This window comes from Natronomonas halophila, assembly GCF_013391085.1.
GTDB classification, from domain to species: Archaea; Halobacteriota; Halobacteria; order Halobacteriales; family Haloarculaceae; genus Natronomonas; species Natronomonas halophila.
The window spans coordinates 2020455-2043509 of the sequence record NZ_CP058334.1 but is presented as its reverse complement, the minus strand read 5'-3'; the positions used below and the strand labels follow the sequence as shown (position 1 = coordinate 2043509).

At 65.5% G+C, this 23055-nt stretch carries 20 protein-coding genes; 9 read left to right on the top strand and 11 right to left on the bottom strand.

What is annotated here, in order from left to right:
* Positions 1 to 26 precede the first annotated feature (26 nt).
* Both HWV23_RS10910 and HWV23_RS10905 read right to left on the bottom strand, forming a co-directional pair.
* Positions 27 to 1880, bottom strand: coding sequence for a PAS domain S-box protein (locus HWV23_RS10910; protein ID WP_178290429.1), 1854 nt, complete (start codon positions 1878 to 1880; stop codon positions 27 to 29).
* Positions 1880 to 3337: an ATPase domain-containing protein gene (locus tag HWV23_RS10905; RefSeq protein ID WP_246282679.1), complete on the bottom strand. Its 1458-nt coding sequence runs from the start codon at positions 3335 to 3337 to the stop codon at positions 1880 to 1882. Before HWV23_RS10905 ends, HWV23_RS10910 begins: the two co-directional genes overlap by 1 nt.
* Positions 3338 to 3418: 81 nt before the next feature.
* Here HWV23_RS10905 and HWV23_RS10900 point away from each other — a divergent pair, with 81 nt between their 5' ends.
* Complete coding sequence (locus HWV23_RS10900) at positions 3419 to 4672, top strand: MFS transporter (protein WP_211693232.1); 1254 nt, start codon at positions 3419 to 3421, stop codon at positions 4670 to 4672.
* Positions 4673 to 4704: 32 nt separating this feature from the next.
* On the opposite strand, the gene HWV23_RS10895 is transcribed toward HWV23_RS10900, so the two are convergent.
* Both HWV23_RS10895 and HWV23_RS10890 read right to left on the bottom strand, forming a co-directional pair.
* Entirely contained in the window at positions 4705 to 5217 is a 513-nt protein-coding gene (locus HWV23_RS10895; protein ID WP_178290427.1) for a response regulator, read from the bottom strand.
* A 42-nt stretch (positions 5218 to 5259) separates the two neighbouring features.
* Positions 5260 to 5409, bottom strand: coding sequence for a hypothetical protein (locus HWV23_RS10890; RefSeq protein WP_178290426.1), 150 nt, complete (start codon positions 5407 to 5409; stop codon positions 5260 to 5262).
* A gap of 208 nt (positions 5410 to 5617) precedes the next feature.
* Here HWV23_RS10890 and HWV23_RS10885 point away from each other — a divergent pair, with 208 nt between their 5' ends.
* Positions 5618 to 7834 (top strand): hypothetical protein, encoded by a 2217-nt coding sequence (locus tag HWV23_RS10885; RefSeq protein WP_178290425.1) that lies wholly within the window; start codon positions 5618 to 5620, stop codon positions 7832 to 7834.
* A 35-nt stretch (positions 7835 to 7869) separates the two neighbouring features.
* On the opposite strand, the gene HWV23_RS10880 is transcribed toward HWV23_RS10885, so the two are convergent.
* The gene (locus HWV23_RS10880; protein ID WP_178290424.1) at positions 7870 to 8010 is read right to left on the bottom strand and encodes a DUF7503 family protein; all 141 of its coding nucleotides are present in this window, start codon (positions 8008 to 8010) and stop codon (positions 7870 to 7872) included.
* 315 nt (positions 8011 to 8325) lie between these two features.
* On the opposite strand from HWV23_RS10880, the gene HWV23_RS10875 reads away from it, so the two are divergent.
* Together HWV23_RS10875 and HWV23_RS10870 are read left to right on the top strand one after the other, a co-directional pair.
* Complete coding sequence (locus HWV23_RS10875; protein WP_178290423.1) at positions 8326 to 8916, top strand: hypothetical protein; 591 nt, start codon at positions 8326 to 8328, stop codon at positions 8914 to 8916.
* The gene (locus tag HWV23_RS10870) at positions 8916 to 10688 is read left to right on the top strand and encodes a GMC family oxidoreductase N-terminal domain-containing protein (protein ID WP_178290422.1); all 1773 of its coding nucleotides are present in this window, start codon (positions 8916 to 8918) and stop codon (positions 10686 to 10688) included. The genes HWV23_RS10875 and HWV23_RS10870 overlap by 1 nt, the downstream gene beginning before the upstream one ends.
* 18 nt (positions 10689 to 10706) lie before the next feature.
* On the opposite strand, the gene HWV23_RS10865 is transcribed toward HWV23_RS10870, so the two are convergent.
* Both HWV23_RS10865 and HWV23_RS10860 read right to left on the bottom strand, forming a co-directional pair.
* Positions 10707 to 11129 (bottom strand): GtrA family protein, encoded by a 423-nt coding sequence (locus tag HWV23_RS10865; protein WP_178290421.1) that lies wholly within the window; start codon positions 11127 to 11129, stop codon positions 10707 to 10709.
* Positions 11130 to 12569 (bottom strand): sulfatase, encoded by a 1440-nt coding sequence (locus HWV23_RS10860; RefSeq protein ID WP_178290420.1) that lies wholly within the window; start codon positions 12567 to 12569, stop codon positions 11130 to 11132.
* A gap of 163 nt (positions 12570 to 12732) precedes the next feature.
* Between HWV23_RS10860 and HWV23_RS10855 the strand changes: the two genes are divergently transcribed.
* Positions 12733 to 13140: a Rieske (2Fe-2S) protein gene (locus HWV23_RS10855; RefSeq protein ID WP_178290419.1), complete on the top strand. Its 408-nt coding sequence runs from the start codon at positions 12733 to 12735 to the stop codon at positions 13138 to 13140.
* Here HWV23_RS10855 and HWV23_RS10850 read toward each other — a convergent pair.
* Positions 13123 to 14379 carry a glycosyltransferase family 87 protein gene (locus HWV23_RS10850; protein WP_178290418.1) on the bottom strand — a complete coding sequence of 419 codons (1257 nt, stop codon included), beginning with the start codon at positions 14377 to 14379 and terminating at the stop codon, positions 13123 to 13125. The genes HWV23_RS10855 and HWV23_RS10850 overlap by 18 nt on opposite strands.
* A gap of 109 nt (positions 14380 to 14488) precedes the next feature.
* Here HWV23_RS10850 and HWV23_RS10845 point away from each other — a divergent pair, with 109 nt between their 5' ends.
* Positions 14489 to 14962 carry a redoxin domain-containing protein gene (locus tag HWV23_RS10845; RefSeq protein WP_178290417.1) on the top strand — a complete coding sequence of 158 codons (474 nt, stop codon included), beginning with the start codon at positions 14489 to 14491 and terminating at the stop codon, positions 14960 to 14962.
* Position 14963: 1 nt separating this feature from the next.
* On the opposite strand, the gene HWV23_RS10840 is transcribed toward HWV23_RS10845, so the two are convergent.
* On the bottom strand, positions 14964 to 16166 hold the full coding sequence (locus tag HWV23_RS10840) for a cystathionine gamma-synthase (protein WP_178290416.1): 1203 nt from the start codon (positions 16164 to 16166) through the stop codon (positions 14964 to 14966).
* Between the two features lies 1 nt (position 16167).
* Positions 16168 to 17148 (bottom strand): PLP-dependent cysteine synthase family protein, encoded by a 981-nt coding sequence (locus tag HWV23_RS10835; protein WP_178290415.1) that lies wholly within the window; start codon positions 17146 to 17148, stop codon positions 16168 to 16170.
* Between the two features lie 134 nt (positions 17149 to 17282).
* Here HWV23_RS10835 and HWV23_RS10830 point away from each other — a divergent pair, with 134 nt between their 5' ends.
* From HWV23_RS10830 to HWV23_RS10820, 3 genes are all read left to right on the top strand, one after another.
* Positions 17283 to 17720 carry a universal stress protein gene (locus tag HWV23_RS10830; RefSeq protein ID WP_178290414.1) on the top strand — a complete coding sequence of 146 codons (438 nt, stop codon included), beginning with the start codon at positions 17283 to 17285 and terminating at the stop codon, positions 17718 to 17720.
* Positions 17721 to 17840: 120 nt separating this feature from the next.
* Positions 17841 to 19535 (top strand): DUF7504 family protein, encoded by a 1695-nt coding sequence (locus HWV23_RS10825; RefSeq protein WP_178290413.1) that lies wholly within the window; start codon positions 17841 to 17843, stop codon positions 19533 to 19535.
* 136 nt (positions 19536 to 19671) lie between these two features.
* The gene (locus tag HWV23_RS10820; RefSeq protein ID WP_178290412.1) at positions 19672 to 21156 is read left to right on the top strand and encodes a GAF domain-containing sensor histidine kinase; all 1485 of its coding nucleotides are present in this window, start codon (positions 19672 to 19674) and stop codon (positions 21154 to 21156) included.
* Here the strand turns inward: HWV23_RS10820 and HWV23_RS10815 are convergent.
* Positions 21153 to 22886: a flippase activity-associated protein Agl23 gene (locus HWV23_RS10815; RefSeq protein WP_178290411.1), complete on the bottom strand. Its 1734-nt coding sequence runs from the start codon at positions 22884 to 22886 to the stop codon at positions 21153 to 21155. The genes HWV23_RS10820 and HWV23_RS10815 overlap by 4 nt on opposite strands.
* Positions 22887 to 23055 lie beyond the last annotated feature (169 nt).

The window sequence follows — 23055 nt, the reverse complement described above, 5'->3', positions numbered from 1 at the left end:
GTAAATGTTGGCTTCGCCACAGAGCGTTAAACCCCGACAGGGCGGTCCACTCTGGGGAGCAGGAGCGCCACGACCGACCCCCCGTCAGGCCGGTCGCGAATTTCCAACCGGCCCCCCACGTTCGTCACCGCCCAGCGGACCAGCCACAGGCTGAGGCCCTGAACGTGTTCCAGCGACGTCTCCGACCCGCTCGTCAGCACGCGCCGTTCGACGTCGGGAAAGCCCGGCCCGTTGTCCGCCACCGCGAGTTCGACCCACTCGACGCCGTCGTCCTCGACGGTGATTCGCACGCGGGGGTCCTGCTCGTCGGCGTACTCGACCGCGTTGGCGACGAGGCGTTCGATACAGAGCCGAATCGTCGACGGACAGGTCGCTGTCACCGAGGAAGACGCATCCATGTCGAGGGAGACGTCGGGGCGGTCCGCACGGACCTCTGCCACAACGTCCCGAACGAGGTCCGTCACGTCGGCGACGGTCGAGGACGCCCGGTCGGGGTCGATATTCCGGTTGAACTGGCGGGCGGCGTCGGCCAACTCAAGCAGGTCCGATGCGGCGGTGTCGATGGCCGAGGCGATTTCCCGGACGTCCGCCAGCGGTAGCCGGTCGGCGTTCTCTTCGAGGAACTGCGATTGGCCGGTGACGACGTTGAGTTTGTTCCGGAGGTTATGTCGGAGGATGCGGTCCAGCACCGTCAACCGGTCCTGATACTCCCGGATGCGCGTGATATCCCGGCCGATGGCGATGATTCGGTCGACCGGCTCGTCGGTAGCGATGGTGACCCGCTGGAACCGGAACTGATAGACCGACCGTCTGCCCTTGGTATCGGCGGTTATCTCGCGGGTCTGGGAGCGTTCGCCGTCGCCGAGGGCTTCGATGGCGGCCCGGAACGCATCCGCCGAATCGATATCGAACAGGTCCGCGACGGGCGTATCCGCCGAATCCGCGCCGTCGGAGACGAACGCCTCCTCGGCGGCCGGGTTCGTATCCACGACCCGGCCGGTACGGTCGAGGACGAAAACCGGGTCGTCGACCGACTGGAGGATTTGCTCGTACTGTTCGAGCAGTTGCTCGCGCTGCTTGCGGTCGGTGACGTCCTGCTGGAAGCCGAGGAAGTGCGTCACCGAACCGCTCTCGTCGGTGACGGGCGTGATGTTCAGGGCGTTCCAGAAGAGGTCGCCGTCCGCCCGGTAGTTGCGGATGTCGACCGATATCGGCTCCTCGGCATCCAAGCCCTCGCGGATGCGCTGGACCGTCGCCTCGTCGGTGTCCGGCCCCTGCAGGAACCGGCAGTTGCGGCCGATGACGTCCTCACGGGAGTAGCCGGTAATGTCGACGAAGCCCTCGTTGACGTAGATGAGCGGCTGTTCGGGGTCCGTCGCGTCGGCGATAGTGATGCCGATGCCGGCGTCGTCCATCGCCCGCTTGTAGAGTTCGAGTTCCCGCTGGCGGGCCCGGGAGACGAGCGAATGGCTCCGCGTCTCCAGCAGGTTATCGACTCGGGCCCGAATCGCCCGCTTCGGGGCCGGAATCGGTTGGATACCGTCCAGCAGGTCACCGACCGTATCGCCGTAGCGCTGCCAGGCCTCCTCGGCCGTACTGGTCGTCAACAGCAGCACCGGTGCCGTCGCCGGTCGCTCGGCGTCCTTCCAGTCGGAGATGGCGTCCTGTAACGCCGCGAACCCATCGGTATCGACCAGACAGAGGTCGGTGCCGTCGGGTATCGGGGCCGTCGCCTCGGTCGTCTCGAAATCAGACAGGAGGTCAGTCAGTAGCTTCCGGTTTCGGCGGTTCTCGATGCCCAGCGCGATGCTGAATTCGTCGTGTGCACGGCTGTCCCGCCCGGCGTTCGACGCTGGCGGCGGGACATCCGACGGGTCCATCAGTTCCCCTCGTCGATACGCTCCGGGGTTCCAGTCAACAGGCCACGCATCCCGGTGAGTTTCGGGCCAACAGTCACGCCATCCCCGGAGATGGAGAACTCCCGCAGCGACTGCTCGAAGTCGCCGAACCGCTTTTTGAGGACGCCGATGGCCTTGCGTATCTCGCCGTCCAGTTCCAGATACCGGAGGAAGACTATGTTGTCGGCCAGATAGCTAATCTCCTCGTCGGTCGCCGAGAACTCGCCCGTGATGCTGTCGACTTCCTCGATAAGGAAGGTGGTCACGCCCATCCGCTTGAGATATCGGCAGAGCGCGTGCAGTTCGCGGGTGAGTTCGGCCTGCGTATCCTCGCCGCGCAACCCGAGTCGGTAGCCGGTGATACCGTCTATCATCACCGTCTCGACGCCCTCCTCCTCGACGGCCGTCCGGACCCGGTTGGCGATTTCATCGGGGCTCTGCGTGAGCGATTCGATTTCCTCGAGGTGGAGGTCATCCGATTCGAGCAGCGGTTCGACGTCGAGGCTAATCTGGGCCGAGCGATAGAGGTAATCCGACTGGAGTTCCTCGAAGAGGAACCCGAGCGATTCGTCGCCCTGCTCGGCGGAGGCCTTCATCAACAGCGTGCCGAGCGTCGTCTTGCCGACGCCGGAGGGCCCGGAGATGACCGTGACGGACCCGCGCTCGATGCCGCCGCCGAGCAGCGAATCGAGTTCGTCGATGCCCGCCGCGAGTTGGTCACGCGGGCGGTCGCGTTCGTGGTCGCCGGGAACGAGTTTCGGGTAGACGTGCCCGCCCGTACCGCCCTCGATGCGGTAGGTGTGTCGGCCGGCAGCGAAATCCGACCCGCGGAACTTCGTTACCTCCAGCGAACGGTGGTTCGTGGTGCGGCGAATCTCGATGGTCGCGTCACCGAGGAACTGGAGGTCCTGTTCGGCATCGTGAATCGTCGGCTGGGTCGTACACAGCATCGAGATGTCCCGCTCTTTGAGTTCGTTAACAAGCGAGGAGATGTTCCGGCGGAACTGGTGGTCGTCCGGCAGCAGCGACCGGAGTTCCGACAGCGGGTCGATGGCGAGGCGTTCGGGGGACTCCTCGTCGATGGCCGTCGCGATGCGTTCCAGCAGGTCCTCGCCCTCGACTTCCTCGGAGGGAAAGACCGTATACGCTTCCTGAGAGAAAAACCGGTCGCCCTCGGCGCTGAGGTCCAACACCGTCACGTCCGAGAGGTCGATACCGAGGCTCTCGGCGTTTCGCCGGAGGTCCTCCTCGCGCTCCTCGAAGCCGATGTACAGCCCCGACTCCTCGGCCGCCGCGAGGAACTGCAAGGCGATAATCGTCTTGCCGCTCCCGGGCCCGCCGGTTATCATTCCCGTCTGCCCGCGGAGTAATCCCCCACAGAGAACCTCGTCGAGGCCCGGCGTGCCGGAAGAAATGCGGCGGGTATCGTCCATCTGCATGACATCTAGAACGGTCCCGCTTCGCATTATTGTTTGGGCCAGCACAGGAACATAGCGCGGCGATGACGATGGCCGGAGTCGATGGGTTCTATTGGCTCGTCGCCGAACCCGCTGTCGATGGAGAATCGCCCGACCCGAATCGAGAACGCGGCACTGCTGGCACTGGGCGGCCTCGGCTACGGCACCCTGCTTTTCGTCTGGTTCTCGCTGCCCACATATCTCAACCCGATTATCGAGGAACTCGGCTTGACCGGCACGCAGGCGGGCGTCCTCGCCGGTGCAGTACCGCTTACCTACATACCCATCGGCCTCGCCAGCGGCCTCGTCATCGACCGTCTCGGTGCCCGGACCGGCATCGGCGTCGGCATCGTGCTGGCCGGCATCGGCCAGATCAGCCGCGCGTTCACCGTCGATTTCCCGACGATGCTCGCCGCGACGCTCCTTCTGGGCGTCGGCGCGACGGGCATCACCTTCGGCCTGCCGAAGTTGGCCTCCGAACTCTACTCCCCCGACCGGGTCGGAAGGGCCGCCTCGGTCTATCTGGTCGGCTCCTACACCGGCAGCGCCACGGTCTTCGCCTTCGGGCGGTCGGTCATCGGCCCGGCGCTCGGTGGCTGGCGCCCCCTCTTTCTCGCCAGCGGCGTCGCCACCCTCGGTGTCGCCGTCATCTGGACGGTTGCCGCGTGGTACGTCCCCGCCGGCCGCCACGAAACCGCCGCGGACGGCGACTTCTCGCTGGCCTCGCTGTCCGCGGACATGCGCGCCGTCCTCGGCCACCGGGACCTCCGGTTGCTCGTCGTCCTCGGGACGATGTACCTGCTCGTCCTTCACGGGATACAGGGCTGGCTCGTCACCGTCCTCGAAACCCGCGGCTTCGACCCCGGACTGGCCGGCACCGTCACCAGCCTGCTCGTCGTCGGCCAAGTCGTCGGCGTCCTCGCCGTTCCCGCCATCGCCGAACGTCTCGACCGCACCCGCGAGGCGCTCGTCGTCTGCGGCGGCCTCGCCTGTGTCGGCGTCCTCGGCCTGCTGGCCGAACCTACCGTTGTTCTCCTGCTCATCGCCCCCGTCATGCTCATCGGTCTGGGTATGGGCGGTCTCTCACCGCTCATCCGCGCCATCCCGGTCGAACTGGAGGGTATCGGCCCGGAACTGACCGGCACCGCCGTCGGCATCGTCTTCGCCGTCGGCGAAATCGGCGGCTTCCTCGGCCCGGTCATCATCGGCTCGCTCCGGGATTTCACGGGGTCGTTCACCCCCGGCTTGCTCATGTGTGCGGTCGGGACGCTCGTCGCTGCCAGCGCGGGCGCAGCGATGTCATCACTCGATGCGTAGCGTAGAACAGGAACCGAACAGATTCGGCCGCCTCAGTCGTCGTGGTCGGCCTCGGCCGCTTCGGCGTTGGCAAGCGAGGCCCCATCACTATCGAGTGGCGTTTCCGAAGCCATCCGTTCGCCCGGTAGCCCCTCGACCTCACCGAGACGATGGAGGGCCCGGTGGCGAGTCACCGCGAGCGTGATGCGGTTCGCGAGCAGTTCGTAGTGGTGGGTGCCGGTCTCCTTGGGAATGTAATCGGTCGCGCCCGCCGCCATCGCCCGGTCGACGATTTCCTCGCCCGTTCGGTTGGTAAACAGGACGAACGGGAACTCCGGATAGTCGCGGCGTACCCGCCGGCAGAGTTCCAGCCCGTCGCATTCGGGCATATCGAAGTCGCTGACGATGCAATCGACGGGGTTGGCCTCGATAGCCGCCGGAACGGCCGTGGGGTCCGATTCGCTGAGAACGGTTATCGAATTGTCGGCACGCTCCAGCAGTTCCGCCGCAAGGTCGCGGAAGGCGGAGTCGTCGTCAACGTGTAGTACCTGAATCGAATCGTCCATGGTTAGGTGGTCCGGCCGCCGCGGCGTGGCGGTTGCGGCGCGCTACGGGCTCTCGCCGGCAGCCAGTTCCTCTTGAATGGCCTCGTAACAGCCATCACACAGCGGTACCTCATCGTGATTGGTGTTCCGCACCAGCAACTCGTAGGTCTCGGTCTCGGCGGCCCCACAGTTGATACAGCTCTCCTCACCCATATTGGTTAACTCCTCACCCAATCCTAATAAAACACACCTCCGTTTCGGGACATCGAACGTCAGATTACCGAAACGCTCGCAATCTTTTTAATGAAATAGCACGGAAATATCCATTCATGACTGGTTCGTCGGTCCTCGAAGCGCGAGTAGCTCCTCCGGCGAAGTCCACGAGGGACCGCCCGGACCGACCGAACCACGGGGGGGACACATGAACGAGACGCCGCACCGCGAGCCCGTCGTCCCCCGTTTCGAGTCGCTTATCGGACAGTCCGGCGTCCACATCCGCGACCCCGTCGAGGACGTCCAGGCGCTTCTGTACACCGACCGCTCGGTCGACCCGACGCCCGCGCCGACAGAGGGCTTCGTCTACCCTGTCGACAGTGCGACCGAAGTGACAGTTTCGCGGTTGCGCACGCCGTTTTTAATCAACCTGTGGATTCGGGACCTCGAAGGAAACACCGTCGAGGAATTCGACCCGAACAGCAGCGAGTCGACGGCGGTCACGACCGACGACTACCTGCTCGAACTCGCCGGGATGGGGATGAAAATCTACGCACGCATCGATAACGCCAGTATCGAAGTGACACAGAAGAACGACACTATCGAAATGGCGTTCGGTGACTTGACGGCGGTCCGACTGGGCGCACGGTCACTCCACTCCCAGCCAGCCCGGACGCTCACGACTACGAGCGAACCAACCGGCCTGATGCGGGCGATGTCTCTGTTCGGCAACGCGATGAAGACGTGGTCCCCGGAGCGAACGTGGCCGTCGCTTCGTGGACACCCACCGCTACTCGAACTCGGCGATGAATGTGCTATCCCCGAGGAACTCACACCCCCGGACACCGGCATCCGCCTGACCGTTCCCGCCGACCTCGAATGGCTGTATCCGGCCGCGCCGCTTGCCTACTGGCTCGGAGCGACCGTCGACCCCGGGTCGCCCGCACTTCAGGTCGGAAATAAGCGATATCCGCTCGGGATGGCCGGTGGCTACGACGCCGACAGCAAGCGCGAAGCGTTCGAAGACCACGTCCGCGACGTGCTGCAGTTCACCTTCCTCTTCGACTGCGCGGTCCGCACCGAAGGGTTCTACGACGTGGAACTCGACGCCCGCCGACGCGTCGAGGGCGCCGAAATCCCGCTGGACTTCGAACAGTTGTACGACGCGCCGTTGACCGAGCGAGTGCAGACGTATCTCGACCTCGACGATTCCTTCGAGACACTGGCCGGGCGTGTCGGTCGACCCGGGTGGCGGCTCACTGCCGACGTGGAGGCCGACCCCGACCGAGCGAGTATTATGCCGTTCCTCGCTCGCGACCTCGCAGTCGTGCGATGTCCCTCGGACGAGGTCATCGCCCAATCGACCGAAAGCGCGAGCATGGAGAACGTCTTCAGCGCGGGGACAAGCCGAGGAACACCCGACTTGGGGAACGGAACGCTTACCCGCTCATCATCGACACCCGATTCGGGGGCGGAGAAAACCGACCGCGAACGAGTCATCGACCTTCCGGACGCCGACAGCATGGCCCAGGCGTGGGTCGGCGAGGGATTCGCCGTCGGCGCCGCAAAAGCAAGTACGACCTCGTATCTTCAGCGGTTGGAGAAACACGCCGAAGGTAACTCCCGAATCAGCATCGACGTCGTCGTCAACGACGACGAGATGACCGACGAGGCGGACGTGTCGGAAATCTACGGCGAACGTGACCACCTCGATTTCGACATCGACGTTCATCAGAGCCTCAGCAAATCCGAACTCGCCGGCGTACTCGAACAGGAGACGGACTTCATCCACTACATCGGCCACGTCGAACCGGAGGGGTTCAACTGCTCTGATGGCTATCTCGATGCGAACCAACTCGGGAATGTCGGCGCCGATACGTTCGTTCTGAACGCCTGCGCCTCCTACGAACAGGGCCAGCGACTGGTCGACCACGGAGCTATCGCGGGAGTCGTCACGCTGGAAGACGTAATCAGCTCCGTCGCAACGAAAATCGGAAAGAACGTCGCCCGCCTGCTCAACTACGGGTTCCCCATCGAGAGTGCTACTGGACTCATTCAGGAAACGATGTTCACCGGATTGAGCTATGCTGTCGTTGGGGACTCCAACGCGACACTGGCACAGTCCAAAGTCCCGATACCGAACGTTGTTCGGGTTGGGCTACGTGGAGATGGCCGGTTTGACGTTCGTGTCGAAACGTTCGCAAGTTGGAACTACGACGTTGGTTCGATGTACCGACCGTACATTGAGGGCTGTGACTGCCACTACGTCGTCCCTGGGGAGTTGGACGCCTTCATAGTGGACGATGCTGATTTAAACGACTTTCTTAATATATCTACATTCCCGGTTGTCGGCGCCGATAACCTCTATTGGTCCGATAAAGTCTCGGCATCGACGCTCCGTGAGCGTCTCCAATCATACGCCTGATACAGTAGCTACTCTGTCGGGGTTATCTGGTGAGGTTATGGACCAGCAGTCCCGCCGCCGTTCACCGCCACAGCCGACCCTGCCTGCGTCAGCAGCAGCATCATCGTGAAGAGGACGCCAGTCATTTTCGGGTGCTCTGCGAGCCAGTTCGAGACCGCGTTGTTGTCTTCGGACATGACAGCCTTCCATGAGTCGGCTCGGTAAATAAAAATACCTTAAGATTTAAGACAAGTCTTTAGAGAATATTGTAAAGTTTTTATGCCCATATCAGGCCGTTAAATGACTTCTAGACCCGGAATTCAGACATATATCCGGTGCGTCAGACGTTATATATCCGTCATGTACACCGAATATGGCCAGTGGTCGAAACGTATCATATCCCGATAAGATCAGAACCTCCCTACGTCCCCGGATAGACGGCCAAAAATTGACAGTGGTGCCGCTGGAGACAGCGGTATGGCAACTCAACGCACAGAAGAGGTGCAGCACCCGTGAGCCACACGCGCGGGACGTTCGCGGCGCTGGTCGATGCAGTCGTTCCGGAGACACCCGAACTGGCCGACCGAGGCGAGGAACACGTCCCCGGGGGTCTCGACGTCGACCTGGAGAAATCAGTCATCGAGCGGGTGAACAATTTCCTCGAAACCCACGGCGCCGCCGCGGCAGTGACCGACGCGGTGCCGCTGGCCCCCGCCGTTGCGACGCTGCTGGATATCGCCGCCGTCGAGTTGCTGGTCCGGCGACGCACCGAAGACGGCCTCAACACGCCCAACGACGACTTCTCCCGCGGTATCTTCTCGCGGCTCTCCCGGAAGGACCGACTCCGCACGCTCCGTCTGCTCGAAGACGAGGGGGTCGTGGCGAAACTAGCGGAGCGCTACGATTCGGCATCGCTCGGCGCAGTGCAGTTCCTCGCCAGTTCGCTGCCTATCCTCATCGAATTCGTTTACTACTCCGAGGTGACGGGTGAGCAGGGAGAAGGGTCGCTCGGCTGGGACCAAACTGGCTATCCCGGACCTGCGGAGGGGTATGCGGTCGGCATGGGCTACGAAATCGAGGCGTTCGAGGAGAACGACTACTGATGCGCGAACGCGAAACCGACGTCGTCGTGGTCGGCGCGGGCGGTGACGCCCCCGCGCTGGCGTGGCGACTGGGGCAACTCGGCGTCGACGTGACGATGCTGGAGGCCGGCCCCTTCTACGGCAACGAGAAGTGGCAGGCGCCGAACGACGCGCCGGGCGGCGAGGCATCGGCGGACCCGGCGGACCTCTCGGGCGAGTTGCTCGACGAGCAGTTCACCGCGAAGGAAGGAGACATGAACGACCCCGTCACCGGGAAGTTACGGTGGGGACCGGCGGACGCCGAACGGCCGCCGTGGCAGCGCACCGTCCCACAGCAGGCACTCATCTCGCAGTTGTCGGGCGTCGGCGGAACGACCCAACACTACTACGCGAACCACCCGCGAGCGTTCGTCGAGAGCATCGACGACCAGCCGCATTGGCCCATCGACTACGCCGATTTGGTGCCCTACTATCAACTGCTGGAGGAGGCTCACCCGGTCAAGCCCGCGCCGACGACGCCGAAGGGCGAGGCGTTCTTCGAGGGGGCGCGCCGTGCGGGCTACGAGTTGAACGATGGGCTGAACGTCACGACGGAGGGCTACCGGCCGTTCCCGAACGCCATCACGCACCCCGACGAGCGGCTGATGCGGGACGGCGGGGACGAAGAAAGTGGGGACAACGAGGCGGACGACGCCTATCGCTATCCCGACTACGAGGGCGACACGCTCGCAATGCACGAACATCAGGGCGGTCCACATCCTCGCGGAGCGCCCTATCGCGAACGGGCCAAGCGGTCGGCCAGTATCTCGCTCGTCCCGCGGGCGCTCGATACCGGCAACGTCGAAGTCCGGCCGAACGCCTTCGCGACGGAGGTGCTGACCGAGGGCGGTCCCGGGTCTATCGAGGCGACCGGCGTCGAATTCCGCGACACGTGGGCGGGGACGACCGAGCGCGTCCGCGCCGATACCGTCGTGTTAGCGGCCGGCTGCGTGGAGACGCCACGGCTGTGGCTCAACAGCGGCCTACCGGACAACGGTTGGGTCGGCAAGGGGCTGACCACCCACCACTTCGATTTCGTCGCGGGCGTCTTCGACCCCGACACGCTGGAGGACCTCATCGGCCAGCGGCGGACCGAACCCCACCAGGGACAGGCCGCCGGCTCGCGGGTCGACGTGCCCGGAACGGGCGGTATCGCGGTCAACACCTTCGCGCCCGGCATCACCGCGATGGCCGTCTACGCCGCCGGGCGGGGCGAGTGGGCCTTCGACCGCGAGACGGCGGGCAAGCCGTGGGATAGCGCCGGACGCTTGGCCGGCCGCGAACTGAAAGAACGGATGGCCGACTACCGACGGACGCTGACGCTCATCTGTCATACCGACGACCGGCCGCGGAAGACGAACGGTGTCTCCGTCGACGAATCGACCGAGGACGAACACGGTCCGGTCCCGCAGGTCGAATGGGAGGCCCACCCCGAGGACGACCAGCGGCGCGACGACCTCGCCGTCCGTGCCGCCGAAATCCTCGATGAGGCGGGCGCCGAACACATCCACCGAACCGACGCCGCACCCATCCTCCTGCACATGCAGTCCTCGATGGCGATGGGGAAGGTGCTGGATACCGGCGGCGAGGCAAAGGACGTGAACCGGCTGTTCATCGCCGACCACTCGGCGCTCTCGAACGGCGTCGGCGGCGCGAACCCGACGCATACTGGCCAGGCGCTGGCGCTGCGGACGGCCGAACACGTCGCCGAACGCTACTTCGGTGGCGTCGACGAGCCTATCGGCGATATATAAGCGGAGAAGGGGAGGGGCCTACGACCACGTCCATCGCGCGTCGAGAACGTAGCGGTAGAGGCCGGTCGCCGCGATGGCGATGGCGTTCGCTACCAGATACTGCAGCGACCCGAACGCCACGAAGACGTAGAGGACGAACAACTGGATGGGAATCGCCGACCCGCGGACGATGTTCGTCTTCACCAGTCCGTAGACGTACGACCAGCGTTCGGTCTTGCGGTCGGCGTGGAACGTCCACGCGTTGTTGAGGACATACTGGAAGATGATGGTGGTCTCGATAGCCAGAAACGCCGCCACGATGTAGTTGAGTTCCCCCATATCGACGAGCAGCCACAGCAAGACGAGTTGGACACCCGCCGCGAGCGCGCCGACGGCGGCGAACCGCCGCAGCCGAACTGCGAGGGGGCCCTCGACGAGTTGGCGGAGGGTCTCCCGTACCATCTATCGGTAGCCGAGCGCCGAGAGCCGTCGTTCGAGGTCCTCGTCGACATCGCCGCTGGCCGTCGGCCCTTCCGACGAAAGCGACGCCGCGTGTCGCTCGGCGATGGGTCGGAGGTGTTCGATGGCCGCCGTAGCGTCGGCGTCGGCGTTGGTGTCCGCGTCGACATCCCCCATCAGGTTCTCCTGCTGGGTCGGGTCCGTCGGCCGATAGTAGAGTTCCTCCTCGCCGCTTTCGGTGTTCCGGATATAGGTCCACTCGGTCGTGCGGGCGCTGACGAGGAGGTCGCCCTCCACCAAACTCCGGGGGATAGGCTGGGTTGTCACCTCCTCACCGCGGACGGCCACCGATACGATTGGGTCGCCGGACGGCGTCTCGCCGTCGAGAAGCGTCGGCGTGAGGTCCTCGCCGACCCACGAATCCCGCCCGTCGACGCCGAGCAGGCCGCATACCGTCGGCGGAATATCGTCGAGGCCGACCGCTTCCTCGACGCGGCCGCCGTCGACACCCGGTATATCGACGATAAGCGGGACGTGAATGAGTTCGTCGTAGAGTTTCGGGTAGTGAGCGAGGTGGCCGTGTTCCTGAAACTCCTCGCCGTGGTCGCCCGCGACGATCATGGCGGTGTCGTCCGCGACGCCCGCCGCCGACAGCGCCTCGCGAATCCGGCCGATGCTGGCGTCGACCTGCCGGGTACCGCCCTGATAGAGCGTCCGGAGGTCCTGGAGGGTGCGGTCGCCGACCTCCCAGCCCAGCCCCGTTCGGGTGTGGGCCATGAGCATCCGGTGGGTGCCGAGGCGGGAATCGGAGACCTCACGGACGTATCGCGGGGCGGGGACGTAGGGCGTGTGGGTGTCCATGTAGTGAACCCACAGGAAGAACGGTTCGTCGGTGTCGTCGATGAAGCCGGTGGCCGACCGCTCGACGTCGAGGCCGCGGGAGGCGTCGAAGAAGGGCTTGTCGTTGCCGTCGCGGCGGAGTTTCGAGGCGAACCGCCGGAACGGCGAGGCCGCCAACTGGAGCCACGCCTCGACGGTCGGATGAGCGGCGAGATACTGGCTGTAGAACCTGGAACTGCCGGTGACGAACGGTTCGAACTCGTCGAAGCCGTCGTCGTAGCCCCAGTGGCTGGTCAGAAAGCCGTTGGCGGCGTTGAACCCGCCCGTCTCGAGACCGGCTCCCGAGAGGGTTTCGGCGAGCGTGTCGGCCTTCTCGACGCCGATATCGCCCGAATCAGCGAAGACGGGGCGGGAGGCGAGAATACCCGGGAACGAAAACGGGGTCCAGTTGCCCGTCGCGAAGGCGTGTTCGAAGACCGTCCCCTCTTCGGCCAGTTCCTCGATAACCGGCGTATGACGGCTTTCGTCGTAGGGAGCCGTGGCGTCCGCTCGGAGCGAGTCGACGGTCACGAGGACCACGTTCGATATATCGGCGCCAGTCATCGGTTGTATGGGGTCGCTCCGTCCCGCGCGAAGCGACGGTTATCCCCTCCTTTAGTACGCGTTTCCCTGAAACTTCTGGTCTATTCGAGCGTCGAGTCGGCGGGGGCGGTACGACCGGTCGGCGTCCCAAGCCGTCAAGTCATCGCCCCGCCTATGGCCGCCGATGACGACCCTCATCGCGAGCACCGACGAGATTCCCGACAACGGCTCGTATCTCTTCACCGTCGAGGAGGCCGACGGCAACCTCGAAGAAGTCATCCTCGTGTCCCTCTCCGATGGCGTCTCCGCATGGAAGAACTTCTGTCAGCACGAGACCGACCAGCGCCTCGACCGCGGCAACGGCGCCGCGATGCGGAACGGAGAGATTATTTGCCCGAAACACGGCTCGATGTTCGACGCCGAATCGGGCTACTGTGACAACGGCAAGGCCGCCGGCTCGACGCTCGCCGAGGTCGACATCTCGGTGCGACACGGCCAAATCTACCTCACCGACGAGGACCTCGAATTCCGCCACGAGGGGGGCATCGACGACGATGACGGCCCGAGTTCCACCTCACATCTGCAGTTCTGAATCGCGAGCGACGAGGACGCAGGCCGCCAGTAGCAGCCAGAGACCGACCGTCGGCGGGAGGATGACGGTGAAAACCGCCTCGACGGCGCCGAGGAGCGGCGCGGCGACCGCTTCCGGAATCGGGACCGCCTCGACTGCGATGACGACCTCCTCGAAGCCGACAACGAGATACGAACACAGCGTTCCGACGACGAGGACTGTTCGGGGACGGCCCGACGGTAGCCGATACAGCAGAACACAGAGCGGGAAGACGAACAGCAGCGAATACATCGGCTGGAGCGGCAGGAACAGCAGCGTCGCAACGACTGTTCCGAGTCCGGCGGCCTGTCGCCGGGCATCGGTGTCCGTCTCTTTATAAAGAATGGCGAGAATCGGCGCGAGTATTCCGACCGAAAGGGCCGTTCGGACGGGGCGAGAGACGTCAACCAGCGCGGCCAACTGCCGCCGGAGGCCGTCGACGTTCCGCGAGACGGCGGGCGTCCCGTCGAAACTGCTGCCCGTATAGCGGCCGACGAGGACGTCCGAAAAGTAGGTCACCGTGAGGTCAGGGCCGAACAGCAGCACGCCGAGCAGGAGGCCGCCCATCCCCGTCAGGACGGCGACGCCGACCGCGCGCCACGCGCGCCGGCGGAGCAGCCACAGGCCGATAGCCGCCGGAAATACCTTTATAAGCGCCGCGACAGCGAAGGCCGCGCCAGCGAGCGATTCCCTCCGGCGGTCGAGGGCGTCGAAGCCGACCGCGAAGGCCAGCGCCAGCCAGTGGGTCACCTGCCCGTTTATCAATGGAATCGCGGCGTAGGCCGACGTGAGGACGAACCCGACGAGCAGGCCGAAATCGAAGCGTTCGAGGGCGATACCGCGGCGCTGAAGCGCGCGATAGATGATGGCGGCCGTGCCGACGCTGGCGCCGACGTTCAGGGCCGTCTGGATGCCGAAGGCGACCAGCGAACTCCCGACGAGGGCGTGGGGGACGAACAGGAGCGTGACGATGGGCGGGTAGAGATAATAGTAGTCGTTCAGCCGCGACGGCGACACCGCGTAGATGTCCTCGCCCGCCAGCAGCGCCTCGGCGGCCCGCATGTAGACGTCCGAGGCGAGGCGAACCTGCTCGGGCGCGGTCAACCACATGAAGGCCAGCGAGATGACGCCGGTAGCGATACCGATAGCGAGGACCGCTCGCGTGCTCGTTCGGGGGGCTGTCGGCGTGGGGGCGGGACCCGACCACTCGTCGGAGGGCATTCGTTCCGAGGTGGCGCGGGATGCCGTATAAATGGCAGGCTATCAGTGAAGGGGAAAGCGACCGTGTTCGGCCAAGCGTTTAGGTCCGTTCCGCCCCATATTCGTTGGTATGGTTTCGACTGGAGACACCGCACCGACGTTTACAGCGACGTACAGGGGCAGCGACCACGAGACGTTCGACCTCTCGGAGTATCTCGGCGATGGGCCCGTCGTACTGGCATTTTTCCCGGGGGCGTTCACGCCGCCGTGTTCGAACGAGATGGTGGCCCTGCAGGAGCGTTTCGAGGCCTTCGACGACGCGGGGGCGACCGTCTTCGGAATCAGCGCCGATTCGTCGTTCTCCCAGGAGGCGTTCGCCGACGAATACGGCCTCGGGTTCGACCTCGTCAGCGACATGAACGGCGAAGCCATCGAGGCCTACGACCTCACGCTCGACCTGCCGGATCTGGGGCTGTACGGGGTCGCAAACCGGGCCGTCTACGTCCTCGACGAGGACGGCACCGTGACCTACAGTTGGGAGGCCGACGACCCGACGAACGAACCCGATTACGAGGCCCTGCTCGACGCCGTCGAGGCGGCCTGAGCTAGTGTAGCACGGCGTCGATAGCCGACTGGAGGTCCGCGCGCAGGTCCTCGTAGTGTTCGATGCCGACGCTGGCACGGATGAGGCCGTCCGAGAGGCCGGAAGCCTCCCGCTCTTCTTGGGGAATCGCGGCGTGGGTCATCGCCGCCGGCTGTTCGATGAGGCTCTCGACGCCGCCGAGGCTCTCGGCGAGGGTGAACACCTCCGTTTCCGCGCAGATGTCGCTGGTCTCTTCGAGCGTCGCGTCGAGTTCGAAACTCACCATCCCGCCGAAGTCGTCCATCTGCCGGACGGCGATATCGTGGCCAGGGTGGGATTCGAGGCCGGGGTAGTACACCTCGCTCACGTCGGGGTGGTCCTCCAGCCAGACCGCGAGTTGGCGGGCGTTCTCACAGTGGCGGTCCATGCGGACGGGCAGCGTCTTGGTGCCCCGCAACACGAGGAAGCACTCGAAGGGGCCGGGCGTGGCGCCGACGCTGTTCTGATAGAAGCCGAACTGTTCGTCGAGTTCGGGGTCGTCGGTGACCAGCGCGCCGCCGATGACGTCCGAGTGACCGCCGAGGTACTTCGTGAGGGAATGGGAGACGATGTCGGCGCCCAAATCGAGGGGCCGCTGGAGATAGGGCGTCGCGAAGGTGTTGTCGACCGCACAGAGGGCGTCGTTCTCGTGGGCAATCTCCGCGAGTGCGGCGATGTCGTTAATCTGGAGCAGGGGGTTGGTCGGCGTCTCGACCCACAGGAGTTCGGTGTCGTCCTGTATCGCCTCTTCGACCGCCGAGAGGTCGGTGGTGTCGACGAACGAAAACGAGAGGTCGAACTGCTCGTAGACCTGCGTGAAGAGGCGGTGGGTGCCGCCGTAGATGTCCGAGCCGGCGACTACGTCGTCGCCGGCTTCGAGGGTGTTCAGAACCGTGTTGATGGAGGCCATCCCCGAGGAGAAGGCCCGCGCGTGGCTGCCGTTTTCGAGGTCCGCGAGGTTGGCTTCGAGATCCGAGCGGGTCGGATTGCCAGTACGGGAGTACTCGTAGCCGCGGTCCTCGCCGGGACGGTCCTGCGCGTAGGTGGAGTTGGCGTGGATGGGCGTCATCAGCGCGCCCGTCTCGGGGTCGGGGTCTTGGCCGGCGTGGATGGCGCGGGTTTCGAAGCGTTCGTTGGCGGGCGATGCGTCGCGGTCCGAATCGGCGTCTGAATCGTCGTGTGTCATGTTACTGTGTCCATCCCTCGAAGGACTCGTAGATACCCTTCGAGAGGTAGCGTTCGCTGGAGTCGGGAAACACCGTTGCGACGGTGTCGTAGGGGACATCGACCTCGCCGTCGCGAATTGCCTCGGCGGTATCGAGGGCGGCGGCGCTGGCGGCGCCGGAACTGGAGGCGACCAGATGGCCCTCCTCGCGGGCGAGGCGCTTGAGTTCGTCGTGGGCGCGTCGGTCGCTGATTTGGACGACGTCGTCGACCAGTTCGGGGTCGAACAGTTCGTTCGTCGTGGGGTCGTGGGTGCCGATGCCCTCGATGTGGTACTCGCGCTTCTCGTTTTCCTCGCCGAACCGCTCGGCCAGAAGGGAGCCCTCGGGTTCGACGGCGACGACGTGGGTCTCGGGGTTCTGCTCGCGGAGGTACTTCGCGGTGCCCATCAGGGTACCGGCGGTGCCACACCCCATGACGACCGCGCCGACCTCGCCGTCCAGCGCCTCGTAGATTTCGGGGCCGGTGGTCTCGTAGTGGGCTTCGACGTTCAGCGGGTTCGCGAACTGCTGGGGGACGACGGCGTTCTCACGGTCGGCGGCCATGGCGTGGGCGCGCTCGATGGCGCCCTCCATGCCGTCGTCGGTCGGGGTGTTGACCACTTCGGCGCCGAGGGCGGCCATGAGTTGCTGTTTCTCGACGCTGAACTTCTCGGGGACGACGAAGACGGCCGCGACGTCCAACTGCGTGGCCGCCAGCGCCATCCCGATGCCGGTGTTGCCGGCGGTCGGTTCGATTATCGTCCCGCCGGGGTCGAGGTCACCCTGCTCCAGCAACCCGCGAATGATGTGCTCGCCGATGCGGTCCTTCACGCTGGCGCCGGGGTTGAACGACTCCAGTTTGGCGTAGACGGGGACCTCCTCGGGGGCCGCCCCCACCCGAACCAGCGGCGTCTCTCCGACGGTCTCGAGCACCGAATCCAGCGGTTCACGATGCGTCGTCATGCTTCCCTCACACGGTTGGCTGTATTTGACACCAGCACAACTCTTATACTCGAAATTTCGGAACGGGGCGGGCAAGAAGCTACCGCCGAACATCGCCACGGCCGTTTAAGGGTTTCTCGGCCGAAGTCGGCGATATGTACGACGATATCCTCGTACCGACCGACGGGTCGACGTGTGCGACGGCGGCCGTCGAGGAAGCTATCGACCACGCCAAGACCCACGACGCCCGATTGCATTTCCTCTATGTCGTCGACGAGACGCGGATTCCCACCGAGGACCAGCCCGAGCTGTACGATTCCCTCGAAGCCGAAGGTGAGGCAGCCATCAGCGACGCCCGTACCAAGGCGAAAGCCGCCGATATCACGTCGATTCGCGCCGAACTCGGCGCGGGCGCGCCCCATCAGGTCATCGTCGACTACGCCACCGAGAACGACGTCGACCTCATCGTCATGGGAACTCACGGACGGAGCGGCCTCGAACGCGCCCTGCTCGGCAGCACGACCGAGCGCGTCCTTCGGACGGCCGACCCGCCCGTGTTGACGGTCCGGGAATCCGGTGAGAAGTCGGACTGAGCGCGGAGGTATCGGTCGTTTCGAGCGCTGAAACGGAGCGCGAGTATTATACTGGTAAGCGATAACACATGATAATCAGCGGTCACGGAGCCTCGCTTCGGACCGCGGGTGTAACTACCAATGAGCGACGAAACACCATCAGGGGCGGCGAACGTGTTGTTGGAGGTGGACGGCCACGACGACTGCGACGAGGAGGCGTGTATGACCCTCTCAGGGGTCGACGACCCCAGTGCCGTCGACGTGGTGTTCGTCACGTTCACGAAATCCGCCGACCAGCGACTCGCCGCGTGGCGCGACCACGCCCACGCCCCACCCGCCAACATCGGCATCGTGAGCGTCGAGATGGGCGGCGCCGACGGCCGCAGCGAACCCGACCGACGCGGCGGGCCCGCCGTCCGCCGGATTTCCGACCCAAGCGACCTCACCGGCGTCGGCATCGCCATCTCCGAGTTCCTCTCGGCGTGGGCCGACACCGACCAGCAGACCGTCGTCTGCTTCGACTCGGTCACCGCGCTGTTGCAGTACGTGGACGCCAACCGGGTCTTCCAGTTCCTCAACGAGATGACCTCGAAGTTCGAGCAGGCCGGCGCTCACGCCCACTTCCACCTGCTACCCGCGGCCCACGAACCACAGGACCTCAGCGTCCTCACGTCGCTGTTCGGCGAGCGGAAAACCGCCGCCAGCGTCGTCGGTGCCGGTGCGGCTGCCGACGCCACGGCAGACGCCATGGCAGACACCGCGGCAGACGAAGCCGCCGACGACGCCATCGAGGAGACGGCCTCGGAAGCCGACGAGGTTGGATTCATATTCAATGACGGGGAGGACGATGACGCCGACGAAACCGCGGCCGCGGACGTAGTCGAAGCGTTCCCCGATGCGGACGACACCGAAGACACGTCGGCCGAAACCGACGAGGACGGCGCGGAGGCCGGCGGTTCGGACACCGACGACACGGACACCAGCGACACGGACACCGACGACACGGACACCGGCGACGAAGGCGATACCGATATCGACCCGATGGAGGCCGCCTTCGATGCGGTCGAGGCCGCCGCGCTGGACGATGACGACGAGTCTGACGACGGAAGCGACGGGCCCACCGCACCTGACGACGAAACGGCGGGCGCGCCACAGGACCGCGTCGAGAGTTCGGTCAAGGACGTCGAACAGTCCGAACCGCCGGAGTTCGGCTCGAAGCGGTCACGGTCCCGGAGCAAAGGGACCACGAGCGCCACCGCGACCGGTTCCTCGACTGCTGCGAATGATGGGCCGAACACGTCCCCCTCATCCACGACGAGCGACGACGACGGCGGGAGCGGATACAAGGCCGCCACCTACTCGCGGACCACGGCGACGGTTATCGGCGTCGTGACGATGCTAGTGCTGATAAGCTTCCTCGCGGCCGCGATGCCGCTGCCGGTCCCCAACGACGCGCCCGACGCCGGCCAGGACGCGATTACGACGGCGACCCCCTCGCCAACCGAGAGTTCCGCAGTCAGCGGCACCCAGGCGACCGAAACCCCGACGCCGGTGCCGACCGACACGCCCACCGATACGCCGACGGCGTCGCCGACGCCCACGCCGACAGCGACCGATACGCCCACCGATACGCCGACGCCCACGCCGACCCCGGAGCCGACGGCGACGCCCACCGAGACACCGACACCGACGCCCGATGGGAGTCTCATCGACGACACGACCGACACGGTCGACGACACCGTCAACGATACGACTGACACCGTCGACGACACCGTCAACGACACCACCGACACCATCGACGACACCCTGTCGACCGACGATGACGGCCTGCTGTGACGGCCACCACGAGGCTGACCCTCTTTTCGTGCCGCGACCCACCATCGACGAGCGATAGCCCCTCCTCGAAGCCGACGAGTCACCGAAATCCACCGGAATCGGGTGGTTCAAAAGCTATCCGCCCCTATAAGCGGTAATGAGTTCGGACCGGGTCGGCGCTGCCGCCTTCGACGCCATAGGGGCCCCGCTCTGTATTCTCTCGGCCGACGGGACGATACGCCGGAGCAACGACGCCCTCCACGAGATGGCCGGGCAGGCGCCCCTTGACGGCGAACATCACCGGACCGTATTCGCCGACGACGCCTTCGCGACCGGTCTCGAAGCCGGCTTCGCGGGCGACGAGACCGTTCGGCTGACGGCGCTCGAAACCGCGAGCGGCGGCCGCCGGCCCTGTACGGTCACGTTCACACGGCTGGATACCGAGGAACCGTTGGTGCTTGCGGTCGTCGAGCGCCGCGACGACCACGCCGAAGCCTCCCTCGAAACCCGGGAGGCGGCCTTCCGGGAGATGTACGAGGTCATCGCCGCCCGCGGGAAGTCCTTCGACGAGCAGGTGGCGACCCTCCTCGAAATCGGTTGTCGGACCCTCGGAACGAGATACGGCACGCTCTCGCACGTCGAAGGCGACCAGTACGTCTTCGAAATCGTCCAGGCCGACGACGGCGCCGTCGAGGCCGGCGATACCGTTCCACTGTCGGCGACCGTCTGCGAACGCGTCGTCTCGACGGAAGGCGACGTCGTCATCGGCGACCTGGAAGACGAGGCGCCGGACCAGTTCGAACGGGTCGGGGTGCGGGACCTCGGCATGGCCTGTTATCTCGGCGCGCCCGTTTTCGTCGACGGGGACCTCTACGGCACGTTCTGTTTCTACAGCGACGAAGCCAAGGAACCGGCCTTCGACGACTGGGAGGTGACGCTCGTCGACCTGATGAGCCGCTGGGTGGGCATCGGCCTCGAACAGCGCCGCACCGAGGCCGAACTCCGCCGGGAGAACGAACGGCTCGAACGCGTCGCCTCGGTCATCTCCCACGACCTGCGGAGCCCCCTCAGCGTAGCACAGGGCCGCCTCGAATTCCTTGCCGAGGAGGTCGACAGCGAGCATCTCGGCGCCGTCGAAGCCTCCCACGACCGGATGGAGGAACTCATCACGGACATCCTCACGCTGGCCCGGGAGGGCACGACCGTCGACGAGACCGAGTCCGTCGACCTCGAATCGGTCGCCACCGACGCGTGGGGCCACGTCGTCACCGACGGCGCCACGCTCGTGACCGACGGGACGACGACCCTGCGGACCGACCGGAGCCGACTCACGCAACTCTTCGAGAACCTCTTTCGGAACTGTGTGGAGCATGCGGGCGCCGACGTCACCGTCACCGTCGGCCTCCTGAAGGACGGCTTCTACGTCGCCGACGACGGCCCCGGGATTCCCGCGGACCGCCGCGAGGAGGTCTTCGACCCGGGGCTGTCGACCCACGAGGACGGAACCGGGTTCGGCCTCGCTATCGTCCGTGAAATCGCGGAAGCACACGACTGGACGGTCGAGGCGACGGAAAGCAAGGATGGTGGCGCGCGCTTCGAGATTCGGACCGGCGACGCCGTCGAGGGCGGTTTCGACGACTAGGCCTCGGGGTCGACGTAGACGACGACGCCGTGGAAGTACGAACCGCCGGTCGTCCGATGGAGGTAGGCGTGCCGCTCGTAGCGGTCCGGCACCCGCTGGGCGATTTCCTGGGGCGGCGACAGCGCCTCGGGATTGTCGCGGCAGGCGACGGCCCGTTCGAGCGTACAGTCGGCCTGAGCGACGACGACGGGCGGTAACTGCTCGGGCATCGTCCCCGTCGAGTTCGCACAGGTGACCGAGACGTCGTTGGCGTCGAGATACCACGCCCACGGCAGCGTCCGGAACCAGTTGATACAGGCCGGCGACCGGACCGCCGTCTCGTCCATCGTAACGAAGTCCTCACCCCCGTAGAAGAGGGCATCCGGACCGTCGGTGTTGGCCGCCGCCGCGGCCGTCGTCGCATCGACCGAGGCCCGCATCTCCTGTTGGGGTTGGGCGAACTGGACGAGTTCGTTGTCGGGACTGGTCGGTTGGGCGTAGACCGCCCCGCCGCCGACGACCGCGACCTGTCCGACGACGAGCAACAACAGCATCGCGACCGCGGCCACGCTAACGCGGTCCTCGTCGGCCACCGCGTCCCGGCCGATATCCAGCAGGAAGCCGAGGCCGACCGCCGCCGGCACCGACAGCGGCACCAGCGCGTTGACGATTATCCACGCCCCCCAGATGTCGGTACCGAGCGGATAGCCGAGAACGCTGGCAAAGCCCCAGTAGGCACACGCCAACACCAGCGGCCGGGAGTTCGGGCGGGCGTACCGTTCGACGACGAAGCCGACGAGCGACAGCACGAACAGCGGGCCCGCGTAGGTCAGCGTCGTCTTCACGAACAGTCCGAGACGTTCGATGTAGGTGGTAAAGGTCGTCTCCTCGCCCTGCCCGAACCAGTAGTCGAGGCCCTCGGAGATGTCCGAAAGCGTCGCATCCAGCGTCAGCGAGAGGTTGCCGGTCCACAGTCCCGCCTCGGTGCCCCGCGGCGCGAAGAAGAAGAACGTGAGCAGGGCAAACAGCGTGACCGCACCCACGAGGTGGAGGCCGTAGCCGAGCAGGCGCTGGCGGCCGGCCGGGGTATCGGGGCCGTACCGCTGCCGCCAGTCGCCGAGCGTCGTCGTCAGCAGGTCCCACCCGCTGTCGTGCTGGCGGGGCCGAAAGAGCGCAGTATCGAGCAGCAGCGCGCCCGCCCCGAGCCAACAGAGGGCGTAGACGATGGCGTTTTCCTTGGCGGCGAACCCGAACGCCAGCGCGCCCGCCGCGGTGTAGAGATACGAGATGCCGTCGCCGTCCAGCAACCGCACGAGGGCGGCGAAGGCAACGAAACAGAAGGCCGCCACCAGCATCGACGAGCGCATGAACCGCGAATAGTAGAGGATAATCGGGTTAAGCGCGAGGAACAGCGCCATCCCGACGACTTCGAGGTCCGAGAGATAGCGCCGGAACCACAGCGCCACGAGCGGGAACAGACCGGTAATCAGCGCGACGGGCGCACGCGCGACGAAATCCGTCGGGCCGAAGGCGGCGAAGAGCGGCCGATGGAGCAACTGGAGGAAGGGGCCGTGGATGATGTACCGATAGGTCGTTTCGCCGGTCCGGAGGTATTCGAGGCCCCACCACGCGACGCGGGCCTCGTCGTAATGGGAGATGCGGGCCCCGAGGAAGACGAAACGGGCGAGCAAGCCGACGGCCACGACGACGAGGACGGCCTGCACGGTGCGGTCGTCGAGGGAGGTGTTCATCGTGTGGCGGTGTCGTCGCCGGGTATTAATAGCGTTCTGCCTCGGGATTCCGGCGTGTCACGGGGGGCGAAGCGCGTGACACCTCCCCCTTCGATAGCCAAAGCGGCCATCTCCCCGAGAGCCTCGTGTCGTAACATTATGTGAACACTTAACACATTTCCCGCCGGAT